17 protein-coding genes are annotated in these 19,458 nt (G+C 63.6%); 14 read left to right on the top strand and 3 right to left on the bottom strand.

Annotated features, from left to right (window positions below):
• Positions 1-218 precede the first annotated feature (218 nt).
• From RFN28_RS00195 to RFN28_RS00165, 7 genes are all read left to right on the top strand, one after another.
• A complete protein-coding gene (locus RFN28_RS00195; protein WP_320285352.1) occupies positions 219-2,015 on the top strand; it encodes an acyl-CoA dehydrogenase in 1,797 nt (598 codons plus the stop codon).
• 52 nt (positions 2,016-2,067) lie between these two features.
• Positions 2,068-3,240 carry an acyl-CoA dehydrogenase family protein gene (locus RFN28_RS00190; protein ID WP_320285351.1) on the top strand — a complete coding sequence of 391 codons (1,173 nt, stop codon included), beginning with the start codon at positions 2,068-2,070 and terminating at the stop codon, positions 3,238-3,240.
• A gap of 34 nt (positions 3,241-3,274) precedes the next feature.
• Positions 3,275-4,483, top strand: coding sequence for an acetyl-CoA C-acetyltransferase (locus tag RFN28_RS00185; protein WP_320285350.1), 1,209 nt, complete (start codon positions 3,275-3,277; stop codon positions 4,481-4,483).
• A 14-nt stretch (positions 4,484-4,497) separates the two neighbouring features.
• Positions 4,498-6,717 carry a 3-hydroxyacyl-CoA dehydrogenase NAD-binding domain-containing protein gene (locus tag RFN28_RS00180; RefSeq protein ID WP_320285349.1) on the top strand — a complete coding sequence of 740 codons (2,220 nt, stop codon included), beginning with the start codon at positions 4,498-4,500 and terminating at the stop codon, positions 6,715-6,717.
• A 61-nt stretch (positions 6,718-6,778) separates the two neighbouring features.
• Positions 6,779-7,321 carry a thioesterase family protein gene (locus tag RFN28_RS00175; RefSeq protein WP_320285348.1) on the top strand — a complete coding sequence of 181 codons (543 nt, stop codon included), beginning with the start codon at positions 6,779-6,781 and terminating at the stop codon, positions 7,319-7,321.
• Positions 7,322-7,414: 93 nt separating this feature from the next.
• The gene (locus tag RFN28_RS00170) at positions 7,415-8,053 is read left to right on the top strand and encodes a S24 family peptidase (protein WP_320285347.1); all 639 of its coding nucleotides are present in this window, start codon (positions 7,415-7,417) and stop codon (positions 8,051-8,053) included.
• 10 nt (positions 8,054-8,063) lie between these two features.
• The gene (locus RFN28_RS00165) at positions 8,064-8,927 is read left to right on the top strand and encodes a thermonuclease family protein (RefSeq protein WP_320285346.1); all 864 of its coding nucleotides are present in this window, start codon (positions 8,064-8,066) and stop codon (positions 8,925-8,927) included.
• Here RFN28_RS00165 and RFN28_RS00160 read toward each other — a convergent pair.
• The gene (locus RFN28_RS00160; protein ID WP_320285345.1) at positions 8,890-10,539 is read right to left on the bottom strand and encodes a lysine--tRNA ligase; all 1,650 of its coding nucleotides are present in this window, start codon (positions 10,537-10,539) and stop codon (positions 8,890-8,892) included. The genes RFN28_RS00165 and RFN28_RS00160 overlap by 38 nt on opposite strands.
• Before the next feature lie 231 nt (positions 10,540-10,770).
• Here RFN28_RS00160 and RFN28_RS00155 point away from each other — a divergent pair, with 231 nt between their 5' ends.
• Positions 10,771-11,184, top strand: coding sequence for a tellurite resistance TerB family protein (locus RFN28_RS00155; RefSeq protein WP_320285344.1), 414 nt, complete (start codon positions 10,771-10,773; stop codon positions 11,182-11,184).
• Between the two features lie 340 nt (positions 11,185-11,524).
• Here RFN28_RS00155 and RFN28_RS00150 read toward each other — a convergent pair whose 3' ends face one another.
• Positions 11,525-12,376, bottom strand: coding sequence for an ABC transporter substrate-binding protein (locus RFN28_RS00150; protein WP_430676861.1), 852 nt, complete (start codon positions 12,374-12,376; stop codon positions 11,525-11,527).
• Positions 12,377-12,623: 247 nt separating this feature from the next.
• Here RFN28_RS00150 and RFN28_RS00145 point away from each other — a divergent pair, with 247 nt between their 5' ends.
• From RFN28_RS00145 to RFN28_RS00135, 3 genes are all read left to right on the top strand, one after another.
• Positions 12,624-13,355 carry a helix-turn-helix transcriptional regulator gene (locus RFN28_RS00145; protein ID WP_320285342.1) on the top strand — a complete coding sequence of 244 codons (732 nt, stop codon included), beginning with the start codon at positions 12,624-12,626 and terminating at the stop codon, positions 13,353-13,355.
• A 274-nt stretch (positions 13,356-13,629) separates the two neighbouring features.
• Positions 13,630-14,268, top strand: coding sequence for an acyl-homoserine-lactone synthase (locus RFN28_RS00140; protein ID WP_320285341.1), 639 nt, complete (start codon positions 13,630-13,632; stop codon positions 14,266-14,268).
• Positions 14,269-14,279: 11 nt separating this feature from the next.
• Positions 14,280-15,026: an enoyl-CoA hydratase-related protein gene (locus RFN28_RS00135; protein ID WP_320285340.1), complete on the top strand. Its 747-nt coding sequence runs from the start codon at positions 14,280-14,282 to the stop codon at positions 15,024-15,026.
• Between the two features lie 87 nt (positions 15,027-15,113).
• Here RFN28_RS00135 and ppk2 read toward each other — a convergent pair whose 3' ends face one another.
• On the bottom strand, positions 15,114-16,019 hold the full coding sequence (ppk2, locus tag RFN28_RS00130) for a polyphosphate kinase 2 (protein WP_320285339.1): 906 nt from the start codon (positions 16,017-16,019) through the stop codon (positions 15,114-15,116).
• A gap of 194 nt (positions 16,020-16,213) precedes the next feature.
• Here ppk2 and RFN28_RS00125 point away from each other — a divergent pair, with 194 nt between their 5' ends.
• The 3 genes from RFN28_RS00125 (at position 16,214) to RFN28_RS00115 (ending at position 19,412) form a co-directional block, all read left to right on the top strand.
• The gene (locus RFN28_RS00125; protein WP_320285338.1) at positions 16,214-17,479 is read left to right on the top strand and encodes an ATP-binding protein; all 1,266 of its coding nucleotides are present in this window, start codon (positions 16,214-16,216) and stop codon (positions 17,477-17,479) included.
• Positions 17,480-17,587: 108 nt separating this feature from the next.
• Positions 17,588-18,313, top strand: a complete 726-nt coding sequence (gene phoU / locus RFN28_RS00120) for a phosphate signaling complex protein PhoU (RefSeq protein ID WP_320285337.1) — start codon at positions 17,588-17,590, stop codon at positions 18,311-18,313.
• 88 nt (positions 18,314-18,401) lie between these two features.
• Positions 18,402-19,412, top strand: a complete 1,011-nt coding sequence (locus tag RFN28_RS00115; RefSeq protein ID WP_320285336.1) for a magnesium and cobalt transport protein CorA — start codon at positions 18,402-18,404, stop codon at positions 19,410-19,412.
• Positions 19,413-19,458 lie beyond the last annotated feature (46 nt).

The raw sequence follows: 19,458 nt of genomic DNA, 5'->3' as shown, positions 1-19,458 counted from the left end.
CAATACCGAGCCTTGAAGGGAGCCGCGTGGCCATGCCCGCGGCTCTCTCCTTTTTCGCGAACACGCGCCTGTTCACCAAAATTTTTCCGGGCTGCGACAAGATTGACGTTTACGCAAACGTCAATTTTTGCTATCCGGGCGTCGACATTGGTACGGCCTTCTCGCTCGCCTGGATCGGGAACTGCTGGCCGGCCAGGACCGCAAGGGTGGAGGAAGGCATGACGATCTACAGGGCGCCGGTCCAGGACACGCTGTTCGTGCTCAACGACGTGTTCGGCTATCAGCGCTATTCCAATCTTCCCGGCTTTTCCGACGCGACGCCCGACGTGGTCGAGGCGATCCTCGCCGAAGGCGCGAAGCTTGCCGAGAACGTCATGCATCCGCTGAACCGGGCCGGCGACATGGAAGGCTGCGTGCGCCATGACGACGGCTCGGTGACGACGCCCAAGGGCTTCAAGGACGCCTTCGACCAGTATCGCGAGGGCGGCTGGATGGGCCTCGCGGCACCCGCCGAGTTCGGCGGCCAGGGACTGCCGTACGCGGTGCACCAGGCGGTTTCCGAATACATGGTTTCGGCCAACATGGCGCTGATGATGTATGCCGGCCTGACGCAGGGTGCGATCGCGGCCATAATCACCCATGGCACGGCCGGGCAGAAGGCGACTTGGCTGCCGAGGCTGGTCTCAGGTGTCTGGACCGGCACAATGAACTTGACCGAGCCGCATTGCGGCACCGATCTTGGTCTTCTGCGCACCAAGGCCGTGCCCAACGGCGACGGCACCTACAAGATTTCCGGCCAGAAGATCTTCATCTCCGCCGGCGAGCACGACATGGCGGACAACATCGTCCACCTGGTGCTTGCCCGCGTCGAGGGCGCGCCGGAAGGCGTGAAGGGCATCTCGCTGTTCATCGTGCCGAAGTTCAAGCTCGATGCCTCGGGCAATGTCGGCGAGCGCAACGCGCTCTCCTGCGGCTCGATCGAGGAGAAGATGGGCATCCATGGCAACTCGACCTGCGTCATGAACTATGACGAGGCCGAGGGCACCCTGCTCGGTGAGTTGAACGGTGGCCTGAAAGCCATGTTCACGATGATGAACGAGGCCCGCTTGGGCGTCGGCCTGCAAGGGCTTTCGGTCTCCGAAATCGCCTATCAGAACGCCGTCTCCTACGCCAAGGATCGCCTCCAGGGCCGTTCGCTCTCCGGCGTCAAGGCGCCGGACAAGAAAGCCGACCCGATCATCGTCCATCCCGACATCCGCCGCTCGCTGATGACCATGAAGGCATTCAACGAGGGCGGCCGCGCGCTGGCGCTGTGGACGGCGATCAAGTCGGACGTCGCGCACCGCTCCGGTGACGACAAGGACCGTCGCGCGGCCGACGACTACACCGGGCTGATGACGCCGGTGGTCAAGGGTGTGCTGACCGACAAGGGCTTCGACCACGCGGTGATGGCGCAGCAGGTATTTGGCGGGCACGGCTACATCGAAGAGCATGGCATGAGCCAGTTCGTGCGCGATGCCCGCATCGCCATGATCTATGAGGGCGCCAACGGCATCCAGGCGCTCGACCTCGTCGGCCGCAAGCTGGCGCAGAATGGCGGCCGCGCCGTGCAGGCCTTCTTCAAGGAGGTCGGCGAGTTCTGCGAGGAGAACCGCGCCGACGAGAAGATGGCGCCCTTTACCAAGGCGCTGAAGAAGGGCCTCAACGACCTGCAGGCGGCCACCATGTGGCTGGTGCAGAACGCCATGGCCAAGCCCGACAATGCGGGCGCCGCCTCGACCGACTACATGCATCTCTTCGGCCTGGTCGCGCTGGGCTACATGTGGGGTCAGATGGCCAAATCCGCTCAGACCAAGCTGGCGGAGGGCGCCAACGGCGCTACGTCCTTCTACGACAGCAAGCTGGTGACGGCACGCTTCTTCATGGAGCGGATCATGCCGGAAACGGCGACGCGTCTCGCCCGCATCTCCAGTGGCGCGGATACGCTAATGGCGCTGCCGGCGGAAGCGTTCTAGGTTTGGCGGGCCGGCGGAGCCGGCTCACAATTGTCGGAACGCGGAGGAAATCGTGGCGACAAATCCAGCCGAAGTTCTTGGCCTTCCGAAGCCCGCCTGGGCGGCGGACGAGGTCGGCATGCTCTACGACATGGCGACCCGCTTCATGGCGGAGGAGATCGCGCCGCGCTATGACGAGTTCGAGAAGAACGAGATTTTCGACCGCGAGAGCTGGCTGAAGGCGGGAGCAGCCGGCCTGCTCTGCGCCTCGATGCCGGAAAAATATGGCGGCTCCGGCGGCACCTTCGCGCATGAGAGCGCCATCATCGAGGCGATCGGCCATGTCGGCGTCGACGGCTTCGGCATCGGCCTGCACAATTCGATCGTCGCCCCTTACATCCTGCATTACGGTTCCGAGGAGCAGAAACAGAAGTGGCTGCCGAAACTGGCGACTGGCGAACTGATAGGCGCCATCGCCATGACCGAGCCCGGCGCCGGCTCCGACCTGCAGGGAGTCAAGACCCGGGCCGAGAAGGACGGCAATCACTATAAGATCAACGGCTCCAAGACCTTCATCACCAATGGCCAGCTCGCCAACCTGATCATTGTCGTCACCAAGACCGACCCGGACAAGGGCGCCAAGGGCACCTCGCTGATCGTCGTCGAGACCGACGAGGTCGAAGGTTTCGAGCGCGGCCGCAACCTCGACAAGATAGGGCTGAAGGCCAACGACACCTCCGAGCTGTTCTTCAACGACGTGCGTGTGCCGACCTCGAACCTGCTCGGCCACGAAGAGGGCAAGGGCTTCGTCCAGCTGATGCAGCAATTGCCGCAGGAGCGGCTGCAGATCGGCACCGGCGCCATTGCCATGATCGAGCGGGCGCTGGCGATCACCATCGACTATGTCAAGGAACGCAAGGCTTTCGGCAAGGCGATCATCGACTTCCAGAACACCCAGTTCAAGCTGGCCGAGCTGAAGACCGAGGCCACGATTGGCCGCGTCTTCTACAATGACTGCGTCGCCCGCCACATCGCCGGCGGCCTCGACCCGGTCACCGCCTCGATGGCCAAGTATTGGCTCTCCGACCTGCAGGGCAAGGTCGTCGACGAATGCCTTCAACTGCATGGCGGCTATGGCTACATGAACGAATATCCGATCGCCCGCATGTACCGCGACGCCCGTGTCCAGCGCATCTACGGCGGCACCAACGAGATTATGAAATTGCTGATCGGGCGCTCTCTCTGAGCGCGGCGGCCGGCAAACCCACAGGAGCACGAAAATGGCCGAAGCTTACGTCTATGACGCCGTGCGCACGCCGCGCGGCAGGGGCAAGAAGGATGGCTCGCTGCACGAGGTGCCGGCGGTGCGGCTCGCGGCAAAGACGCTTGAGGCGCTGCGCGACCGCAACGAGCTCGACACCGGCACTGTCGACGACATCATCTTTGGCTGCGTCGATCCCGTCGGCGAGGCGGGCTCCGTCATTCCGCGCGCCGCCGCCTTCGAGGCCGGCTACGACACCAAGGCGCCCGGCATGCAGATTTCGCGCTTCTGCGCTTCGGGCCTGGACGCCATCAATTTCGGCGCCGCCAAGATCGCGCAAGGCGCGGACGAGATCGTGATTGCCGGCGGCGTCGAATCCATGTCGCGCGTCGGCATGGGCATGTCCGGCGGTTCCTGGTTCATGGACCCGTCCGTCGGCCTGCCGGGCTGGTTCGTGCCGCAGGGCATTTCGGCCGACCTCATCGCCACCAAATACGGCTTCAGCCGCGACGACGTCGACGCCTATGCGGTCGAGAGCCAGAAGCGCGCCGCCAAGGCCTGGGAAGAGGGCCGCTTCAAGAAGTCGGTGATCCCGATCAAGGATCAGAACGGCCTCACCATCCTCGACCGTGACGAGCACATGCGGCCCTCGACCGACATGCAGTCGCTCGCCTCGCTCAACCCGTCCTTCGTCATGCCGGGCGAGATGGGCGGCTTCGATGCGGTCGCCGTTCAAAAGCATCCGGAAGTCGAGGAAGTGAACCACGTCCACCACGCCGGCAACTCGTCCGGCATCGTCGATGGCGCCGCCGCAGTCCTGCTCGGCTCGAAGAAGGCCGGCAAGGCGATGGGCCTGAAGCCCCGCGCCCGCATCCGCGCTTTCGCCAATATCGGCTCCGAGCCGGTACTGATGCTGACCGGTCCGGTCGACGTCACCGAGAAGCTCCTGAAGCGCGCCAAGATGAAGCTGTCGGACATCGACCTGTTCGAGCTCAACGAGGCCTTCGCTTCCGTTGTGCTGCGCTACATGCAGGCCTTCGACATTCCGCACGACCAAATCAACGTCAATGGCGGCGCGATCGCCATGGGCCATCCGCTCGGCGCCACCGGCGCCATGATCCTGGGCACGGTGCTGGACGAGCTGGAGCGCCGCGACTTGAACACCGCGCTGGTCACGCTCTGCATTGGCGCCGGCATGGGCACCGCCACCATCATCGAACGCGTCTGACGGGGAGAGAAAAGATGAGCTACACCAATTTCACCCTGGACGTCGACGCCGACGGCATCGCGCTGGTCACCTGGGACATGCCGGTCCGCTCGATGAATGTCTTCACCGAAGAGGCGATGCGCGAGCTCAACGCCATCGTCGACCATGTGGCGAGCGACGCCGCCATCAAGGGTGCGGTGATCACCTCCGGCAAGGATACGTTCTCCGGCGGCGCCGACATCACGATGCTGCAGAAGATGCTCACCACCTTCGCCGTCGAAAAGGAGAAGGATCTCGAGAAGGCAACCAAGGCGCTGTTCGACAACGCCGGCTATATGACCGGCCTGTTCCGAAAGCTGGAGACTTGCGGCAAGCCCTGGGTGTCGGCGATCAACGGCACCTGCATGGGCGGCGCCTTCGAGATGTCGCTCGCCTGCCATGGCCGCGTCGCCGCCGATTCCGACAAGGTGAAGATGGCGCTTCCCGAGGTGAAGATCGGCATCTTCCCGGGCGCCGGCGGCACCCAGCGCGTGCCGCGGCTGACCGACCAGCAGCAGGCGCTGCAGATGCTGACCTCCGGCCAGAACCTTTCGCCGCAAAAGGCGAAGTCGATGGGCCTGATCCATGAGATCGCCGAGCCGAAGAAGCTCATCGAGACCGCCAAGACGATGATCAAAAACGGCCTGAAGCCGATAGCACCGTGGGACGAGAAAGGCTTCAAGCTGCCCGGCGGCCCGATCTATTCGGCGGCCGGCGCCAATCTCTGGCCGCCGGCCATCGCCATCCTGCGCCGCGAGACCTACGGCAACTATCCGGCTGCCGCCGCGATCCTGAAATGTGTCTACGAGGGCCTGCTGGTGCCCTTCGACACCGCGCTCAGGATCGAGCAGCGCTATTTCACCGAGATCATGCAGACCAAGGAAGCGGCGGCGATGATCCGCTCGCTCTTCGTGTCGCTGCAGGAGTTGAACAAGGGCGCGCGCCGCCCGGCCGGCGTGCCGGACACCAAGTTCAAGAAGATCGGCATCCTCGGCGCCGGCTTCATGGGCGCCGGCATCGCCTATGTCACGGCCAAGGCCGGCATTCCGGTGGTGCTGCTCGACCGCGATATGGAGTCGGCCGAGAAGGGCAAAGCGCATTCCGACAGCCTGATGGGCGATCAGGTGAAGAAGGGCCGCGCCAAACCGGAAGAGAAGGACAAGCTGCTCTCGCTGATCACGCCGACGGCGGACTACGCCGATCTTGCCGGCTGCGACCTCGTCGTCGAGGCCGTGTTCGAGGATTCAGCCGTCAAGAAGCTCGCCACCGAAAAGGCGGAAGCGGTGCTGAAGTCCTCGGCGATCTTTGCCTCCAACACTTCGACCATCCCGATCACCTCGCTGGCCAAGAACTCTGCGCGGCCGAAGAATTTTGTCGGCATCCACTTCTTCTCGCCGGTCGACAAGATGATGCTGGTCGAGATCATCCTCGGCAAGAAGACCGGCGACAAGGCGCTCGCCGTTGCGATCGATTTCGTCCGCGCCATCAAGAAGACGCCGATCGTCGTCAACGACACGCGCGGCTTCTACGTCAATCGCTGCGTGCTGCGTTATATGTCGGAAGCCTACAAGATGCTGATCGAAGGCGTCCCGGCGGCGATGATCGAGAACGCCGCCAAGGCCGCCGGCATGCCCGTCGGCCCGCTGGCGCTGACCGATGAGACGGCAATCGACCTTGCCCAGAAGATCATGAAGCAGACCATCAAGGATCTCGGCGAGAAGGCTGTTGACCCGAAGCAGATGGCGCTGATCAACACCATGGTCGACACCCATGGCCGCTTCGGCCGCAAGAACGGCAAGGGCTTTTACGACTATCCCGCCAAGCCGGCGAAGAAGAAGCTGTGGCCGGGTCTCAAGGATCTCTATCCGCAGCTCAAGCCGGAGAAGGTCGACTATGAGGAGCTGAAAGAGCGCCTGCTGGTCACCATCGCGCTCGAGGCGGTGCGGGTCATGGAAGAGGGCATCGTCACCGATCCGCGCGAGGCCGATGTCGGCTCGATCCTCGCCTTCGGCTTCGCTCCCTTCACCGGCGGTGCGCTCTCCTACATCGACGGCATCGGCGCCAAGCGTTTCGTCAAGATCGCCAAGGGCCTGCACAAGAAATACGGGGCCGAGTTCAAGGCGCCTAAGCTTTTGCTCGACATGGCCGAGAAGGGCGAGACCTTCTACCAGCGCTTCGACCCCTACCAGAAGGGCGAGGTGAGGAAGGCGGCCTGACGAACATGCGCAAGAGTGTTACAGCGTCCTTTGCGCGTCCAATGGGACGCGCGGCGTTGTAATGTATGTCTGGGGGCGCCTGGCGCGCATGATGGCCACGGCGCGAAGCCGTGGCCCTTACAGGGTCGGCGATCAGAGTCGGCTCGCCTTTCGCTGCCTGCCGACCGACATCGATTTCAACAGCCATCTCAACAATGCGCGCTACATGATGCTGGCCGACCTCGGCCGCATCGACGTCTTCCTGCGCGTCGGCCTCGTCGCCCTGGCGCGTAAGAATGGCTGGGCGCCGATGATCGGCGGGCTGCAAGTGGCCTATGTACGCGAGATCAGGCTGTGGCGCCGCTTCGAGGTCGTGTCGTCGATCGAGACCTGGGAAGGCACATCGGTGATCGGCAAGCACCGCTTCGTCCTCGAAAATGGCGAGACGGCCGCCCTGATCCTGACTACCGGCGGCGTCTATGACCGCCGCGGTCGCCGTTTCCTCGAGATCGACGAGGTCGTGGCGGCGCTCGGCCGTTCCGCGCAGCCGCGCCCACCGACCGAGGCCGAGCACGCATTCATCGCCTCGCACCGGAATTTGCGAGAACTTGCCAAAAAGCCCTGATTGTTAGCGATACGCCGCTTCGCCGGTGGACAATCACGTGGTCGCGCGCTAGACAGGCTGAGGCATTTTTTCCTGTTTCGAAGGAGCGCGGACTTGCTCTCACACGACCGCGTCTGGGCCGCAATCGACGCTCTTGCCGAGCGCTATTCGTTGTCGGCCTCCGGCCTCGCCAGGCGCGCCGGCCTCGATTCGACAGCCTTCAACAAATCGAAGCGCCAATCCTCCGACGGCCGCCCGCGCTGGCCTTCGACCGAGTCGCTGGCCAAGATCATCGAGGCGACCGGCGCCTCGTTGGAGGAATTCACCGGCCTGGTCGAAGGTCGCGGCTCTGTCGCGCCGCAGCCGCGCACCGCCGTGCCGCTGCTTGGCTTTGCCCAGGCCGGGGCCGGCGGCTTCTTCGACGATGCCGGCTATCCGTCGGGACAGGGTTGGGATCTGGTGGAGCTTCCGACGCGGGCGGCAGAAACGTCCTATGCGCTGAAAGTGCAGGGCGATTCCATGCTGCCGCTCTACCGCAATGGCGATGTGCTGATCGTCGAGCCGGGCGCGCCGACGCGCAAGGGCGACCGCGTCGTCGTCAAGACCACCGCCGGCGAGGTCATGGCCAAGGTGCTCGACCGGCAGTCGGCGAAGTCGATCGTGCTTGTCTCGCTCAATCCCGCTCACCCGGACCGCGACATCCCGATGCGCGATGTCGAATGGGTGGCGCGGATCGTCTGGGCGAGCCAATAGGCCCGGGCCGGTGCGGATCCTCCATCTTGCCCTCGCGCTTGCGGCGGTGCCGGCAATGGCGGCGCTAGTCGTCGCTGGAGGTCGTTCGCTGAAGGGCGGTGAAAGCGTCGTCGCGGTCGACCGGATCGATCTCGCCGACACGCTTGCGGTGCAAGACAGCGACGCGCCGTCCGGGGAGCCGGCGACCTCCGCCATTCTGGCGCCTGCCGCTCCGCAGCCGCCGGTGGTGCATTCGCGGGCGATCGACCCCGACGTGGTGGCGCCGCCTGACCTGCCGGCTGAAGTGTTGGAGCGGGTCGAGCCGCGCGCGCCGCTCAGCGATCTGGCGCTGGCCGGTCCGCCCAAGCCGCCCAAATCTAAGATGCCGGATGGCGGGGACGGCACCAAGCTGTTCCAGCCCATCGCCACCGCCGCCGGCCTGATCAAGGCCAAGGACTACTCTATCGCCGTCTCGGGTATCGAGATCGTTAAAGAGAGCGAGACCTGCAGCGATGAGGGCAAGCCCTGGGACTGCGGTGTTCGCGCCAGGACGGCATTCCGCGCTTTCCTGCGTGGCCGGACCCTGGTCTGCGCGGTGCCGCCGCAAGGCGGGCAGGCTGCCATCGCGGCCAAGTGCTGGGTCGGCAACAAGGATGTCGGCGAGTGGCTGGCGGAAAACGGCTGGGCCCGCGCCGCGCAAGGCGGCCCTTATGTCGAGGCGGGCGAGAAGGCCCGCGCGGCGAAGAAAGGCATTTTCGGCGCGGCTCCGAACCTCGGCGGCCTGCCGGCATTGCCGGCCGCCACCGGCCCGGCGCCCGCCGCGCCGAGTTCCATCCTGCCGGCGGAAGACAGCGCCGTTACGCCGCCAGCTGACCGGCCAGCGCCCGCCCAATGAGCGCGCGCGTCTCGGCGATGCCGTAAAGCGCGGCGAAGGAGCCGAAGCGCGGCCCGCGTTCCTGCCCGATCAGCACCTGGTAGATCATCTGGAAGAAGGCGACCGAAACGCCCGGCCCGCCTTCCGGGCTTTGCTTGGAATGGTCCTGATAGCGCTCGATCCGCCGCGCGACGTTGAGCGCCGCGTTCTGGATCGCCTCGCCGTCCGCGCCTTGCGGCAGCGCGCCGAGCGCTTCCGAGAGCTTGGCCAGCGCCTCGCGCTCCACATCGTCGGCGGCGCGATAGACCTTGGTCGGCTTCACGAAGTCGTCGAAGTAGCGGATGGCATAGCCGGTCAGCCGGTCGAGCTCCGGATGCGTCTTGGGCGTCACGCCGGACGCGTGGCGCGAGATGAAGCCCCACAGCACCGCTTTGTCATGCGCGTTGGAGGCGCTCACCAGATTGAGCAGCAGCGCGAAGGGCACCGGCAGGTCGATCGCCGGCGGATTGCCGTCATGCATGTGCCAGACTGGGTTGCCGAGCCGCTCCTTCCATTCCTGGCGCGGATAGGCAGACAGGAAGGCGTAGTATTCGTCCACCGCCTTCGGGATGACGTCGAAATAGAGCTTCTTGGCCTGCCGCGGCCGCTGGTACATGTAGAGGCCGAGGCTCTCGGTCGGCGCATAGGTCAGCCACTCGTCGATGGTGAGGCCGTTGCCCTTGGACTTCGAAATCTTCTGGCCGTTCTCATCCAGGAACAGCTCGTAGACGAAGTGCTCCGGAGCGCGTCCGCCGAGGATGTTGCAGATGCGGTCGTAGATCACCGCATTGGTCTGGTGGTCCTTGCCGAACATCTCGAAATCGACGCCCAGCGCTGCCCAGCGCATGCCGAAATCCGGCTTCCACTGCAGCTTCACATGGCCGCCGGTGACCGGCAACGTTGTCTCGGTGCCTTCGTCGTCGAAGGTGATGGTGCCGGCCTTGGCGTCGACATGCTTCATCGGCACGTAGAGCACGCGGCCGCTCTTCGGCGAGATCGGCAGGAACGGGCTGTAGGTCGCCTGACGCTCCTCGCCGAGCGTCGGCAGCATCACCGCCATGATCTGGTCATAGCGCTCGGCCGCACGCAGCAGCACTTCGTCGAAGCGGCCGGACTTGTAATATTGGGTCGCGCTGGCGAACTCGTAGTCGAAGCCGAACGTGTCGAGGAAGCGGCAGAGCATCGCGTTGTTGTGGTCGGCAAAGCTCGCATAGTCGCCGCCGAACGGATTGGGCACCGAGGTCAGCGGCTTGTGCAGATAGGGCTCGAGCGCCGCGCGATCCGGCACATTGTCGGGGATCTTGCGCATGCCGTCCATGTCATCGGAGAAGCAGAGCAGCTTGGTCTTGACCTTGTCCTGCGTCAGCACCCGGAAGGCGTGCCGCACCATCGTGGTGCGCGCCACCTCGCCGAAGGTGCCGATATGCGGCAGGCCGGACGGGCCGTAGCCCGTTTCGAACAGGACGGTGTCGGGGAAGTCCTTGTTCTTGTAGCGGGCGATGATCTTCTTGGCTTCCTCGAACGGCCACGCCTTGCTTTCGGCGGCGGCCGCGAGCATCTCGGGATTGAGATCGATAATGTTTGATCCCGTCATGTCACTTTCCAGGTCATGTGCCGGCTAGGTCATGTATCGGCTTGGGCGGCACGGGAAGATTTTCAATCGGTCTCCTAGGCGCGACTGGCCGGAGCGTCAACGTTTTGCGGCGGTTTTCCTTGCGGCGCCACGACGTCACTCCTACGTTGGGGCGCCGATATCGGTGCATGTCGCCAAAAAATTACGCAGCGGTTTTTGGCAAGACGACATGCACGTTTCAAGGAGTTTTGAATGCCCTCGCTGACGCCGCACGAAGCCCTGATCTACCTGATGGTCATCACCTCGGCCTCCGATCGCGACATGACCGATGTCGAGCTTGCACGGATCGGCGACGTCATCCGCTCCTGGCCGGTATTCATCGATTTCAACCAGGACAGGTTGGTTGCGGTCGCTCAGGAGTGCCAGAAGGCGCTGAACGGCAAGGACGGGCTGGAGGGTGTGCTCACCCGCGTCGCCGGCGCACTGCCGGAGCGGCTGCGCGACACGGCTTACGCGGCTGCTTTCGAGGTCGCGGCCGTCGATCTCGAAATGCGCATCGAGGAGGTGAGGGTGCTGCAGCTCATCCGCCTCAAGCTCGACCTCGACACGCTGACCGTCGCCGCGATCGCCCGTGCGGCCAAGGCGCGCCTGCGCACGCTGACGTAAGCCGATGATTGTAATGCGATGCGCCCCGCCACCTGGAAATATGCGTTGTATCTAGCGACGGCCATCTTCCTGGGTAGCGTCCTATACAATTCCTTGTTAGATGACAGGTTTGTTGGGTACCCGAAGAGCCCTGACCCTAGCTCAGGGAGAGTTGTTCCCTATCACGTAAAGGGTGTGTATGTTTATGTAACGGCTGAACAAAGTCAGTTTGTTTACTGGCTTCGGATCGCAGAGGTCGGTTCAGGGGTTTTGTTTTTCGCAGGATGTTTTTTTATCCAAAGATCGTCCAAGGCAAGTGAATTGGGACTGGCCAGTTAATCGATGACCGGCCAACGGCGACCTAGAAAAAACTCACCGGAAAATAGCGCAAATAGAACTCGGCGAAGGTGCCCTTGATCGAGATTTCCTGCAGCGCGTAGTCGAAGGCCGCCGCCAGCGCCGGGTCGCCCGCCCTGGTGGCGATCGCCATCCCCGAGCCCAGATACTCCGGCGCGAGATACGGCCCGCCGGCAAAGCGGCAGCATCCGGCCGCATCGGAGCCGCCCAGCCAGAAGGCGAAGCGCATGCCGTCTCCGAAGGCGGCGTCGATCTTGCCGGCCTTGAGGTCGGCGTAGAGGTCCTCCGGCTTGTCGAAGGGCACGACCTGCACGGTGCTGAAATAGTCGCGCAGCATCTTCTCATGCGCCGAGCCGGCAACGACCCCGACCCGCTTGCTGCGCAGCTTGTCGAGGATCGGCTCGGTGAAGGCCTTGTCCCTCGGCATGATGAAGCGCGCCGGGAATTGCAGGTAGGAACGCGAGAATGCGTATTTCTGGCGGCTTTCCGGTGTCGCCGCGATGCCGGCGATGATCGCCTCGCCTTCGCCCTTCTGCAGCGCGTCGTCGAGCTCGTTCCAGGGCAGCGCCTGGATCTGGCATTTCTCGGCGATGCCGAGTTCCGCGCAGATCGCCCGCGCGAGATCGATGTGGAAACCCGACAGCCGGCCGGCGCCGTCGAGGAAGTTGAAGGGCGGGAAATCGGTGGTGGTGAGGAATCTCAGTCGCGGCAGGGCCGAAAGATCGGGCTTGGGCAGCCGCTCCTTGGCGTCCCACAGCAGCGGCACCTGCGGTTCCGCGGCCTGAGTCGCGCCGGCAAACGGCAACACACCGATCAGCGCCGATATCAGGGCCAGAAATATCCACCGGAATGTCACGATAAGGCTCCGCCCGGTCATGTTCTCGGCTTTTCGTATGAAAACAGCGCAAGCACAATTGTTTTTGATTTCAAACGAGCGAATTAGGCGTATGGTTTAGCACATCTGCAAGTGGTAGCGCGCGCCGGCAACGAGGGAGGTCACCGGCGTCATGAAGAAGCTTGCGATACGGGGTTGATGGCGAAGGGTGGTTCGGGCATCTACCGTCTTTGACGAAAGCAGAAAGCAACATGGGGTAGATGTTGCGATGAGCATGTTCGACAGAACTTTGGAATACATAGACCAGTTGCAGCACGCCAATTCGGCGGCGGCGGTGTGCGAGCGGTTGCTCGCCGTCACCTCGAATTTCGGGCTGACGGCGCTGATGGCCGGGACCGTGCCGCAGCCCGGCACGCCCCGCGGCCAGCAGAAGGATCATGTGCTGCTTTGCGACTGGCCGGGCGAGTGGCTGGAGCGCTACGTGGCGCGCAACTATGTCGACCATGATCCGGTCGTCAGCCACATGAAGCAATTGCAGGCCCCGTTCCAGTGGCGGGAGGCTTCCCAGAACATCGTCATCGACAAGAGCAGCGACGAGGTCATGGGCGATGCCCGCGAGTTCAAGCTGCGCGACGGCCTCGCCTTCCCGTTGGTCACGCTCGACGGCCAGATCGTCATGGTTTCGTTGGGCGGCGAGTCCGTCGATCTGTCCGAGACCGAATTCGGGATGGTCTCGCTGGTGTCCACCTATGCCGTCGGCCGCGCCATGCAGCTTCATACGATGGCCGGCAAGGTTATCGATCACATAGAATTGACGCCGCGTGAGCGCGAATGCCTGCAATGGGCGGCCGTCGGCAAGTCCGAGTGGGAAATCTCGCAAATTCTGGGCATCTCGGAGCACACCTCCGAGAAACACCTCCTTAACGCAAAAAGCAAGCTCGGTGCCGCCAATCGGGTGCAAGCCGTCGCGGAGGCGATTAGACGCGGCTATATTAGCTAGGTCGGCGGTGCCGGCCTAGAAATTCCTGGCTGCGCGATTGCGCAATATTTTCGGGAAAGCCAGCCGTATCTCCTCCCAAGAGACACGGCTAACTCTTTGTTAACCAAAAGCAATCTGGGCGCCACCGGTCGGATACAAGCCGTCGCGGAGGCGATTAGACGTGTCTATATTAGCTAGGTCGGCCGTGCCGGCCTAGAAATTCTTGCCTACGCGATCGCGTAATATTTTCGGGGAAGCCCGGCCGTATCTTCCTCTTAAGCCTAGGAGACGGCTAATGCTTTTTTCCCTTACAACCCAGGAATTGATGGAGCGCCCCGACCTTTGGGAAGCGGTCCATCGCCTGCGCTACAAGATCTTCGTCGAGGAGATGGGGTGGACCGATCTCGATCGCCCGGACGGCCTCGAGATCGACCAGTTCGACCATGAGGAGGCCGAACATCACCTCGTCATCCGCAATGGCGAGCTCGCCGGCTACCAGCGCATGCTGCCGACGACGCGGGCGCATCTTCTGACCGACGTGCTGTCGGATCTTTACGAAGGGACACCCCCGTCGGGACCGCAGGTCTGGGAGCTTACCCGCTATGCGGTGGCGCCGGGCTTTCGCGACGGAAAGCGCGGCGTGTCGACGGTCGGCACCGAGCTGATCGCCGGCTTTGTCGAATGGGGCCTCAAACGCAATGTCAACCAGGTCATCATCGAGTTCGAACCGATGTGGGTGCTGCGGGCGCTGCAGCTGCACTTCCTGGCGACGCCGCTCGGCTACCAGCGCACCTACGGCAACCAGCAGGTTGTGGCGACGCTGCTCACCTTCACCGAGCATACGCTGCAGGTGGTGCGCCAGCGCCGCAACCACTTCGTGCCGGTGATGATGAGGGGCTACCCCGGCCAGCTCGGCCTCAGGCAGGCTTCGTGATGGAGGTTGTCATGGGCTTCCATCCCGAACCAGAACTGCGCGGCCACACGCTGGTCGTCACGGTGTCCTCGCATGACGGTCGGCCGGTGCTGGACAGGCACGCCTATGCGAGCCTCGCCAGGACCTTCCACGAGGCCGTCGTCAATGACGAGGTCCGCGTGGTCGTGCTGCGCGGCCTCGCCGGCTGCTTCTGCCTTGGCGGTGACTTCTCGGAGTTCCTCGACGCCACCAAGCACCAGCAGCTTATCGCCGCCGTCACCGACATGTTCCGCATGCTTGCGACCTTCCCCAAGCCGGTCCTTGCCTGTGTGGACGGGGATGCCGTCGGTGTCGGCTGCACCATCCTGTTCCATTGCGACATGGTGATCGCTTCCAAGGGGAGCACGTTCAGGGTGCCATTCGTCGATTTCGGCCTCGTGCCGGATGCGGCGACCAGCATCCTGGCGCCCCAGAAGCTCGGCTATGCCGGCGCCTTCCGCTTCTTCTGCCTGGGCGATACGCTCGGCGTCGAGGACGCCAAGGCGCTCGGCCTGGTCGGCGAGATCGTCGAAGGGAGCGCCGAGGAGACGGCCCTGGCACGGGCAAGGCAGCTCGCCAAGAAGCCGGTTGCCGCGCTGCTGCAGACACGCGATCTGCTCAAGGGTGATACGGCTGTTTTGTGCGACCGCATCGACCATGAGATATCGTTGTTCCAGCAGGCGCTCCAGGACGACGCCACGCTGAAGCGGCTGCAGCGGATCGCCCGCCTGGCCGCCTAGATCTCCGCATAAAAGTCTCAGCGTCGCGCACCCGAACGGTGTGCGACGCTGTAACGTTGAGACGCCGGGCCGGGGCACCGGGGATCGCTACTTCTCCAGGAACGATGGCCCTTCGCCGATGATCTTCTTGTCTTCCTTGCCCACGGCATCGAGGTCGCGACCGTCATAAGGCAGCGACAACAGGATCCGCTGCATGACGGCGAGTCGCGCGCGGCGCTTGTCGTTGGCGCGCACGACGATCCAGGGCGCGAACTCCTTGTGAGTGCGCTCGAGCATGAGGTCTCGTGCCTTGGTGTAGTCGTCCCATTTGCTGATGCCGGCGATGTCGATGGGCGAGAACTTCCAGTTTTTCAGCGGTGACCAGCGGCGGTCGTGGAACCGTTCAAGCTGCGTTTCCCGGCCGATGTTCAGCCAGAATTTGAAGAAGTGGATTCCCTCGTTGCAGATCATGCGCTCGAAATGCGGCGTCTCGTCGAGGAATTTCTCGTGCTGCTCCGGCGTGCAGAACCCCATGACCGGCTCGACGCCGGCGCGGTTGTACCAGGAGCGGTCGAAGGTGACGAACTCGCCGGAGGTCGGGAAATGGTCGACATAGCGTTGATAATACCATTGCCCGAGCTCCGGCGGAGTCGGCTTGATCAGCGCCACATTGCGCGCCGTGCGCGGGTTCATGTACTGCCGCAGCACGAAGATCGTGCCGCCCTTGCCGGCCGCGTCGCGCCCCTCGAACAGCGCCATCACCCGCTTGCCGGTCGCCTGCAGCCAGGCCTGCGCCTTGACCAGTTCGATCTGCAGGCGCTCGAGCTCCTTGTCGTAGTCTTCGCTGTTCATCTTCTTGTCGTAAGGATAGCCGCCGGCGCTCAGCTTGTTGGCCTCGATCCAGTCCGGAAGCACCGGGTTGTCGATGTCGAACTCGCGTTCCTTGCCGCCGATCCTGATCTTGATCGGTCCTGCGGCAGGCGCCGCTTCGGCTTCTTCCTTGGCTTTTTTCATCGAGACGAACCTTTCCAGCTTGCGGACTCATGCTATGGGAGCCTCTACGGCGTCGCGTCCGTCTGGACGGGAGCGGCGTCGTAGCGTGTTGATTTTGCGCATGAACATTCCGGAAAATCGATTCCGATTTTTCCGGGGTCATGCGCCGGTCCGGTTGGGCGAACTTTTGCCCGCGGAGGGATACGGGGCAGCGCATGGTCGATACAGGCGCAGAGCGGAGAGGCGCGAGGCAAGCCATCGCCGCCCGGCTGCGGCGCAGCCGCCGGCTGCTGGCCGCGGCGATCTTTGCGGTCCTCGCCGTCTATGCTTTCGGCGGCCTCTCGATCTATGTGCCGCTGCTGGCCCTGGCCGCGCTGGTCGCGGCGGCTGCGCTGCCGGCCGATGTCGAACGGCACTCCGGCAACGAGGCGGCGGCGATCGAGGCCAGCGGGCTGCAACGGCTCTCCGGCGAGTATCTTGCCGCGGCCGTTGCCGATCCGCTGATCATCTTCGACCGGACAGCCACCATGGTCCACGCCAATGCGGCCGCTTTCGCCGCCTTCGGCGGGCTGGCGCCCGGTATGTCGCTGTCGCTCAAATTCCGTGCGCCGGAAATGCAGGCCCTGCTTGACGGCATCGTCTCGGGAGCGGTGGCCGCCGACGTGGTCGACTATACCGAGAAGCTGCCGGTCGAGCGGACATACCGGGTGAGCGCGTCCTCGGTCGGCCATGCCACCGAGCTGTATGTGCTGGTCTTCAAGGATCAGAGCGAGGCGCGCCGCATCGACCGCATGCGCGCCGACTTCATCGCCAATGCCAGCCATGAGCTGCGCACGCCGCTCGCCTCGATCGCCGGCTTCATCGAGACATTGCGCGGGCCTGCCCGCAACGACGCGGCGGCGCGCGACCACTTCCTGCAGATCATGCAGAACCAGACCGGCCGCATGGCGCGGCTGATCGACGACCTGTTGTCGCTGTCGCGGCTGGAGATGAAGCCCTATCTGCGGCCAGGGACCGAGATCGATCTCCGATTCACCATAGACAGCGTCATTGACTCGCTCGCGCCGCTGGCCAGCGAGAACGGCGTCGTCATCGAGCGGGACTTCATCGATGGCCCGATTTCCGTACCCGGCGACCGCGACGAGCTCTTCCAGGTTTTCGAGAACCTCCTGGAGAATGCCTGCAAATACGGCCAATCAGGCGGGCGCGTTACCGTGTCGATCGCCCGCGCCGAGGATGGTCAGGACCCGGGCATCGACGTCACCATAAGGGACTATGGCCCAGGCATTGCCGAGGAACACATCCCCCGCATCACGGAGCGATTCTACCGCGTCGATGTGGAAAACAGCCGGACCCAGAAAGGCACCGGTCTTGGCCTTTCGATCGTCAAGCATATATTGACTCGTCATAATGCTAGACTGTCGATCAAGTCGGAAGTCGGCAAGGGCGCGGCGTTCACGGTTCATTTGCCGGCTCGCTGATTCCGTATTGGTTTCCAACCGGCATTTTCTTCTTTCTGTCATCGGGTTCGCGTATCAGCGATAGATTGAGGGAACGCACCAGCCGGCAGAAACCGGGAAGGCATATCCATGCAATCCGTCCACATGATCAGTGCCTATGACGAAGAACTGAAATTCCTGTCGAAGCGCATCGCTGCGATGGGCGGGCATGCCGAGCGCATGGTTGAGCAGGCGGTCGCGGCCCTCGTCAACGCCGATCCGGGCCTCGCCCAAAAGGTCATCCAGGATGATCTCGTCCTCGACGAGGGGCAGCGCGAGATCGACGACAAGGCGATCGTCATCATCGCCAGGCGCCAGCCGATGGCGACGGATCTGCGCGAGATCGTCGGCGCCATCCGCATCTCGGCCGATATCGAACGCGTCGGGGATCTCGGCAAGAATGTCGCCAAGCGCGTCGCGGCGGTCATCGACGGCCGGCAGCCGAACAGCCTGTTCCGCGGCCTCGAGGCGCTGGCCGATCTGGCGCTGACGCAGCTCAAGGAAGTGCTCGATGTCTATGCCTCGCGCTCGGTCGAGAAGATCGGCTTCGTGCGCGACCGCGACGACCAGATCGACGCCATGTACACCTCGCTGTTCCGCGAGCTTTTGACCTACATGATGGAAGATCCGCGCAACATCACGCCCTGCACGCATCTGCTGTTCTGCGCCAAGAACATCGAGCGGATCGGCGACCACGCCACCAACATCGCCGAAACCATCTACTACATCGTCACCGGCGACCAGATGCCGGCCGAACGGCCGAAGAGCGACAAGACCGACCAGGTGGTGGCGCCGGGGACGGTGCCGGCTAAGTGAACGGGCGGCCTCTCGAACAGCTTTGTGATTTAGGCTAAGCTCCTCCAGGTGCAGCGATTTTGTCAGTCGCTGTCTCGGGAGGTTTGCGATGGAACAAGTTCGAAACCTGACCCTGGCCCCCCAGCCGACACCCGGCATCATTGCCTCCAGCGTCTATTCCGCCGGCAAGCGCGTCGCCGACATCGCGATCGAAGATGCCGGGCTATGGGCGTCAAGGCCCGGCCATGTCGTCTGGATCGGCCTGCTCGAGCCGGACCGCAACCTGTTGCTCAGGGTGCAGGCGCAGTTTCACCTGCATGATCTCGCGATCGAGGACGCCGAGCATCCGCATCAGCGGCCGAAGATCGAGCAATATGGCGACGCCTTGTTCATCGTTGCCCGCACCGCCCAGCTGATCGAAGGCCGCGTCACCTTCGGCGAGACGCATCTCTTCGTCGGCACCGGCTATATCGTCAGCGTCAGGCACGGTCCGTCGACCTCCTACGCCCCGGTACGCCAGCATTGGGAAAGCTGCCCGACTTCGTTGGCCAAGGGCGAGGATTTCGTCCTCTATGCCATTCTCGATTTCATCGTCGACAATTACATGCCGGTGCTCGAGCAGATCGAGGACGAGGTCGAGGCGATCGAGGACAAGGTGCTGCTGAAGCCGATGAGCGGTGGCGACATCGAGCGGCTCTACATGCTGCGCCGCGATCTGCTCAGGCTGCGCAACGCGGCGCTGCCGCTGGTCGAGGTCTGCCGGCGGCTGACCAGCGCCGAGCTCCCGCAGATCCATGCCGCCATGCATCCGCTGTTCCGCGACGTGACCGACCATATCCGTACCGTGCAGGAAAAGATCGACAGCCTGCGCGAAGTCCTGGCCTTCGCCTTCGAGGCCAGTCTGCTGGTCGGCCAGAGCCAGGAAACGGCAATCTCCAAGAAGCTGGCCTCATGGGCCGCAATTCTCGCCGTGCCAACCGCATTGGCCGGCATCTACGGCATGAACTTCGACAACATGCCGGAGCTGAAGACGGCGTACGGTTACCCAATTGTACTGCTGGCTATCGCGCTCATCTGCTCGATCCTGTACTGGCGGTTCAGGAAGAACGGGTGGCTGTGAAAAAAGCGAATAGCAAATAGGGAGTAGCCAATAGGGACAAGAGAAG

Origin of the sequence: Mesorhizobium album (genome assembly GCF_033977205.1) — a bacterium.
GTDB lineage: Bacteria > Pseudomonadota > Alphaproteobacteria > Rhizobiales > Rhizobiaceae > Mesorhizobium > Mesorhizobium album.
The sequence above is the reverse complement of the archived record's forward strand: the minus strand, read 5'-3'. Positions and strand labels throughout refer to the sequence as shown.

Bases quoted from the DNA above. Each gene is read 5' to 3' on its own strand.
- RFN28_RS00195 (WP_320285352.1), top strand. From the start codon at position 219: ATGACGATCTACAGGGCGCCGGTCCAGGACACGCTGTTCGTGCTCAAC.
- RFN28_RS00185 (WP_320285350.1), top strand. From the start codon at position 3,275: ATGGCCGAAGCTTACGTCTATGACGCCGTGCGCACGCCGCGCGGCAGG.
- RFN28_RS00180 (WP_320285349.1), top strand. From the start codon at position 4,498: ATGAGCTACACCAATTTCACCCTGGACGTCGACGCCGACGGCATCGCG.
- RFN28_RS00175 (WP_320285348.1), top strand. From the start codon at position 6,779: ATGTATGTCTGGGGGCGCCTGGCGCGCATGATGGCCACGGCGCGAAGC.
- RFN28_RS00160 (WP_320285345.1), bottom strand. From the start codon at position 10,539: ATGACGGGATCAAACATTATCGATCTCAATCCCGAGATGCTCGCGGCC.
- RFN28_RS00155 (WP_320285344.1), top strand. From the start codon at position 10,771: ATGCCCTCGCTGACGCCGCACGAAGCCCTGATCTACCTGATGGTCATC.
- RFN28_RS00145 (WP_320285342.1), top strand. From the start codon at position 12,624: ATGAGCATGTTCGACAGAACTTTGGAATACATAGACCAGTTGCAGCAC.
- RFN28_RS00140 (WP_320285341.1), top strand. From the start codon at position 13,630: ATGCTTTTTTCCCTTACAACCCAGGAATTGATGGAGCGCCCCGACCTT.
- RFN28_RS00135 (WP_320285340.1), top strand. From the start codon at position 14,280: ATGGGCTTCCATCCCGAACCAGAACTGCGCGGCCACACGCTGGTCGTC.
- ppk2 (WP_320285339.1), bottom strand. From the start codon at position 16,019: ATGAAAAAAGCCAAGGAAGAAGCCGAAGCGGCGCCTGCCGCAGGACCG.
- RFN28_RS00125 (WP_320285338.1), top strand. From the start codon at position 16,214: ATGGTCGATACAGGCGCAGAGCGGAGAGGCGCGAGGCAAGCCATCGCC.
- phoU (WP_320285337.1), top strand. From the start codon at position 17,588: ATGCAATCCGTCCACATGATCAGTGCCTATGACGAAGAACTGAAATTC.
- RFN28_RS00115 (WP_320285336.1), top strand. From the start codon at position 18,402: ATGGAACAAGTTCGAAACCTGACCCTGGCCCCCCAGCCGACACCCGGC.